We start from the raw sequence: 2240 nt of genomic DNA, 5'->3' as shown, positions 1-2240 counted from the left end.
TCGTACGTGTCTTATAGCTTATTTTTTAGATTATTGCACCGACGACACAGCCCGAACGCTCCGGTCCTCGTATAGAGCACCGGAGTTTTGTCATTTTGATGAGACTATTTAATTTCGAGTCTACGCCCGGAAGATAGAGTCCAACCAAGGTTGCATATCGAAGTCTTCAGCAAGTTTTTCGGGAAGATATTTATTGATCTTCTTATCTGCCTCTTCCAACTTTTCCGGGAGACGGATAGAGAATTTGTTTTTCCTCTGACCGGTTTCCTTCCATACCTGAGAGAGCCCCTTAGCGGTCATATGTTTAAATAGTGCCTGGCTGTATTTTTGGAGCCACTTAAAGGGATCAATTCCGTTTTCCCTCAAGGTTGCATCGATGGACAGAGCCATGCACATGGCTTCCATGTAATTTGCCGAGTGTTTATGCAGACTGTTTTTACGAAGGATTGTAACTCCTCGGATGGCTCTTTCAACCTTATTCGTGCAGGGCGGGATTTCGCTGCTGCCTAAGAATGTTGCAAAGTCCTCCCGAGCGTTCAGGTAGTAAACACAAGGCTTTGCAGCCGGTACATTCCTTGTCTTTACCCAAGTAGTGCCTTTTTGTGTAACAAGGCCTTTGCTTGCCTCCAACATCATTTGATCCAGATACTTGATAAGTTCGGCTTGCGCTTTTCTGGCTTGTTCCGGATTAAGCAGTCCGGCGTTTTTCTCAGCCTCAATGCGGAACACGGCATTAATTGCTTTTAACGCTGTGTGGAGCTTCATCCCGTCTGTATTTGCCAGAAGCTGTTTTTGAAGCTCTTGTGTTACGTATTCTTCGGACTTGTCCAGAAGCTGTTTGTACAGATCCGAGGGCAGAACAACTTTAAGAAGTTCTCGACGGAGATGCACCAGACAGGACTGATGGCGGATCTGTTCTGTTTCTGCCTTATCCAAGTTCCGGTTTTTAATGATTGTCTTGTAGCCGCTGTAGCCGTCGGTTACCAAGGTTTTGAAGCTGTAATCGGATAAGATTTTGCCGATATTCTCGGCGCTTCGAGTCGGGCTGTAATAGTACAGCGTTGCCGGCTGAGGTGCTCCGTCGGCTGTGGTCACTGCAACAACGTAATTTATTTTTGCTTTTGGCTCGATTCCGGCGGCAGGGATCTTCCCGCGTCCCTGATCCTGCAGGCAATCGAACGGTGTTTCATCGCACACGAGCACGGCACGATTCTGCAGCGCTTTTTCGATCGCTTTAAACAACGGCTTCAAATAAAAGCGCTGATAGTCATATAGAGAGTATGAACCCGTGTTCGAACCGAGCTCGGCATCTTTTTCGAACTGCCTTAATGCGCGTTCCAAGGGGATGCCGATGCACATAGCCTGATTAAAAGAGAGGATCGTTTTAGTACTTATAAGCCTGTCGGGGAAGAGCGGATGATCTTGTTCCGGCTCCATAAACACTTCAACTCGACCGCATTTCTGACAGAAGCCTAATTTATAAGTATTTTGCTGTCGGAAGCCGGCCTCGAGCTGGGTCACTCCGGTTTTAAGATCTGCAATTAAAACCTCCCAGCCGCTCAAGGGTTCTCCGCATTTGTCGCATATAGCTGATGTTTCAGAAGCTGTGACCGGTGCCGCCTCAGGAAGCTTACTAATATTGTTGACGCGTCCGCGATGAGTTTGTTTTACTTGATCTGCAGTCGGCGCAGCGGCACGCACAATGGAAGAGATCTTTTGCTGAGATTCGACTGTTAAATTTGTCGTCGAACTAAGTGCCTCGGCAGCCTTCGAGATGGCGGCACTAAATCTAGCGACTCCCTTAATGTTGTTGCTAAAAGAGCGGACTTTCTTTAGTTCCTCCAGAGAACGGGTTGCATTCTCGTAGGCTTGCTCAGATGTTTCTCCCGACTTCATCGCCTCATTGCCGTGAGCAAAGAAGCCTGCAATCTGCCCGGACGCAGCCGCGATCGTGTTTAAGCTGTGAGCAATCATGTCGTAGAGAACTCTTATTGCCTTTCTGGATTCATCGTCATCGGCATAACTCAAGAAGTCTTCGACTTGTGCAAGGTAGTTTCCATTCACCTCCTTGAGATTTTGAGCCATGAAGATTACGCCGTGCGCAAATTTCAAATGTGACTGCTCTTTGATTTCAGCTGTCCTCTGGGCTTTTTCCGCGATAATCCGCTCTTTCTCGGCCCTTTCTTCGGCAACTCGGAGCTGCTCTTGCTGCAGAGCAACCAATTTAATCAGTTCTTCCT

The 2240-nt window shown here is 47.6% G+C and carries 1 protein-coding gene; it reads right to left on the bottom strand.

Going from position 1 to position 2240, the window contains the following annotated elements; all coding sequences use genetic code 11:
- Positions 1-120 precede the first annotated feature (120 nt).
- Positions 121-2240, bottom strand: a 2120-nt coding sequence (locus ACZND6_RS12795; protein WP_489524775.1) for an IS66 family transposase, incomplete at its 5' end; no start/stop codon positions are given.

It is taken from the genome of Parasutterella sp., assembly GCF_057870745.1.
This window is presented reverse-complemented; position numbering and strand designations above follow the sequence as displayed.